Origin of the sequence: Streptococcus sp. DD04, from assembly GCF_001578725.1 — a bacterium.
GTDB classification, from domain to species: domain Bacteria; phylum Bacillota; class Bacilli; order Lactobacillales; family Streptococcaceae; genus Streptococcus; species Streptococcus sinensis.
On sequence record NZ_KQ968978.1, the window covers coordinates 380,897 to 384,069 of the forward strand.

Annotated in this window: 3 protein-coding genes; 2 read left to right on the forward strand and 1 reads right to left on the reverse strand. The window is 44.1% G+C overall.

What is annotated here, in order from left to right:
- Positions 1–36: 36 nt before the first annotated feature.
- Complete coding sequence (locus STRDD04_RS06790) at positions 37–1,263, reverse strand: DUF2974 domain-containing protein (protein ID WP_062200548.1); 1,227 nt, start codon at positions 1,261–1,263, stop codon at positions 37–39.
- 219 nt (positions 1,264–1,482) lie between these two features.
- On the opposite strand from STRDD04_RS06790, the gene STRDD04_RS06795 reads away from it, so the two are divergent.
- Both STRDD04_RS06795 and STRDD04_RS06800 read left to right on the forward strand, forming a co-directional pair.
- Positions 1,483–2,169 carry a response regulator transcription factor gene (locus STRDD04_RS06795; protein ID WP_037615348.1) on the forward strand — a complete coding sequence of 229 codons (687 nt, stop codon included), beginning with the start codon at positions 1,483–1,485 and terminating at the stop codon, positions 2,167–2,169.
- Complete coding sequence (locus tag STRDD04_RS06800; protein WP_062200550.1) at positions 2,153–3,133, forward strand: sensor histidine kinase; 981 nt, start codon at positions 2,153–2,155, stop codon at positions 3,131–3,133. The genes STRDD04_RS06795 and STRDD04_RS06800 overlap by 17 nt, the downstream gene beginning before the upstream one ends.
- The last annotated feature ends 40 nt before the right edge of the window (positions 3,134–3,173 follow it).

Consider the following 3,173-nt stretch of genomic DNA (forward strand, 5'->3'; position numbering starts at 1 on the left):
TTTTTCTTGGTTAGCTAGGATTGGATACCCTCATATTTAAGAGAGCAAAGTATCTCCTTCAGTAGTGTCAGAGTTGTTTTCTTTTGGCTTTTCAGTATTGATAAAAGGTAGTTGATTGACAAGCTGAGAGATATTTTCTCGGATTTCTTTTTGAATTTCCGCAGGCTTCAGCAGGTTCATGCCGTCTTTCCAAGACTGGTAGCGCATGTCCACCAGTAGTTTGGCGAGGCGCGTCAGCATATCCCGCTCCTCATCTGTGAGGGCATTGGCATTTTCAAAAACAGTTAGGATTTTGTTGAAATTTTCCAGCTTGGTGAGGTCATTGATGGAGCTGATACCAGCATCCAAGATGAGGCCAAAAAAGAGGTCGAAAAAGTTTTTTAATTCCTCATCAGAAACGCTATCTACCCAGTTTTTCAGAGTTTTATCTACTTGAAGGCTGTCTGGATTGAGGTTGTCCAGCAGGACAAAAGTCTGGTCACTAATCTGCCAAGAGAAGGTATCGTGCTGGGCCAGACCGCCGATAGCCGTACTTTTGACAATCTGAGCCTGCTTGGGCGTTTCGAGCATCATTCCGACGATAGACCCCTGCGGAATGTAGCGCTTTATCTTGTCTGAAATAGTCTGGTAGCCTTGACTGGTGATGACCGAGTGATTCAGTCCAGGGGCATCATAGCTGTAAATACTCTGAATTCGCTCTTGATATTCCAGCTCGATCTGACTAGCAGCATAGGAAGCTAGATTGCCTCCTTTCGAGTGGCCCGTCAGGATGAATTGACCAGGCAGAGCATCCATGGCTTTTCGCAGATAATTGGCCGCCGTTTTTTGAGCTGGGACCTGATCCATATAGGTCATGTGGAAGTCCTCTTTCCAGCCGATAATGGAATCATCGGTTCCGCGGAAGGTTAGGACATAGCTATCAGGCTTGATTTTGAAAATCATAGCTGCAAATTGCTTTTGGACATCAGGATCAATATCATTGACATAGCCCATGAGCTTAACATTTTTGAAGCGGGTGGAGCTGGCTGCTTTTTCTAAAAGTTTCAGCCGATTTTTAGTCACCAACATGGACAAATCTTGGGGCACCTTTTCTGCGGCCTCCAACAAGCGGCAAGTACAATCAGGGGACATCTGATCAGATACGATCTGGTCAAAAGGCAGATAAGTCAATTCTGTCAGCATCAGCATATCCAGTTCATTAAAGGGGGTGTCGTAGATACTGTCGTAAGCTACTTGGTCTAGGTAATCAAAAATTATTCCCATATCGATCTCCATATTCTATCTTCTTACAGTATAGCATAAGTGGGGCGGGTTGTCAGAAGCAAAGAGAGCAGCAATCGAAATTTGAATGATTTGTCAGGATTGTCCTATTCTTTTTTAAAAATTTCCTGAAAATGTCACGAGTTTCAAACTAAAAAAGTCTCTGTGATTTAAGGGAGAATTTGATATAATAGCAGTAAGAAAAATGAGTGAGGAAATGGAATGCACAAGATTTTACTGGTCGAGGATGATGCGGTTATCCGTCAAATGATCAAAAAGATGCTGGAGCAATGGGGCTATCAGGTTGTGGCGATTGAGGATTTCATGCAGGTTTTGACAACCTTTGTCAAGGAGGAGCCTCAGCTGGTGCTGATGGATATTGGCCTGCCCCTATTTAACGGCTACCATTGGTGCCAGGAAATTCGGAAAATTTCGACGGTACCGATTATGTTTCTGTCTTCGCGCGACCAGTCCATGGATATCGTCATGGCCATTAATATGGGCGCAGATGACTATGTGACCAAGCCCTTTGATAATAATGTCTTTTTGGCCAAGGTTCAAGGCCTGCTGCGGCGTTCGTACGAGTTTGGGACGGATCAAAGCCTTTTGGAATATCAGGGCGTGATTTTAAATCTTAAATCCATGGATTTGGTCTATGAGGGCGAGCTTGTGACGCTGACCAAGAATGAATTTCAGATTTTGCGGGTGCTCTTTGAGCATTCTGGCAGCATCGTGGCGCGTGATGACTTGATGAAGGAGCTCTGGAACAGCGATTTCTTTATTGATGACAATACCTTGTCCGTCAATGTTGCCCGCCTGCGCAAGAAGCTGGAAGAGCACGGTCTGAAGCATTTCATTGAGACGAAAAAAGGGATAGGATATGGTTTGACCAATGGACATGCAGGATAAATTTTTCTTTTTGAAGCATCATTTGTATTCCCGTCGCTTCATCTTGTTGCTCTTGCTGATTGTATTTTCGATTATGGGGATGTTTGCCTTTATTTTCGAAGACGGGCGCAGTCTGCTAGAGTATCAGCTGCTCTTAGCCTTTCTCCTTGCTAGCTTTTTCTTTGGAATGGATCTCGCTAGTGCCTATAAGGAATACCGCAACCAGCTCTTCTATGCCTCAGGTCGGCCTCAGACAGCCTTAGAGGTTCTCCTTTTTGAAAAACGGGCTCTTTTGGAAATGGACAAGAAGAACCGTGCGATTGAGGAAAGGGAGAAGTTAAATGACCTGATGGACTATTATACGCTCTGGGCTCATCAGATCAAGACGCCTATTGCGGCTAGTTCATTGCTGGTCGGAGAGATTGAGGACAAGAAGGTCAAGAATCAGCTGGAGCAAGAGCTTTTTAAGATCGAGTCCTATGTCAATATCGTCTTGCAGTATCTTCGTTTGGAGAGTTTCCACGAGGATTTGGTCTTGAAAAAGGAAAATGTTGAAGATTTGGTCAAGGAGATTGTCAAGAAGTATGCGATTTTCTTTATCCAAAAGGGCTTGAGTCTCAATCTGCATGATCTGGACCGAACCATCATCACAGACAGGAAATGGTTCGTCGTTATTTTGGAGCAAGTGCTGTCAAATAGTCTGAAATACACCAGTCAAGGCGGGATTGAGATTTATTTTCAGGAGGATACGCTTTATATCAAAGACAGCGGTCTGGGTATTCAGGATGCGGATTTGCTAAGGGTTTTCGAACGAGGTTTTTCGGGCTATAATGGCCGTTTGACCCAGCAATCGTCTGGCTTGGGACTTTATCTGTCTAAGAAAATTGCAGATGAGCTGGGACATCAGATCAGCATCGCTTCGCAGGTCGGACAGGGAACAACTGTCATGATTAGTTTTTCAGAGAAGAAGATGATATTTGAATAAGGCATTCTTACAAATTTGTAAGGTTGGCCAGTGAAATTGA

Excerpts from the sequence above, each read along its gene's own strand:
- STRDD04_RS06795 (WP_037615348.1), top strand. The coding sequence starts at position 1,483 with ATGCACAAGATTTTACTGGTCGAGGATGATGCGGTTATCCGTCAAATG.
- STRDD04_RS06800 (WP_062200550.1), top strand. The coding sequence starts at position 2,153 with ATGGACATGCAGGATAAATTTTTCTTTTTGAAGCATCATTTGTATTCC.
- STRDD04_RS06790 (WP_062200548.1), bottom strand. The coding sequence starts at position 1,263 with ATGGGAATAATTTTTGATTACCTAGACCAAGTAGCTTACGACAGTATC.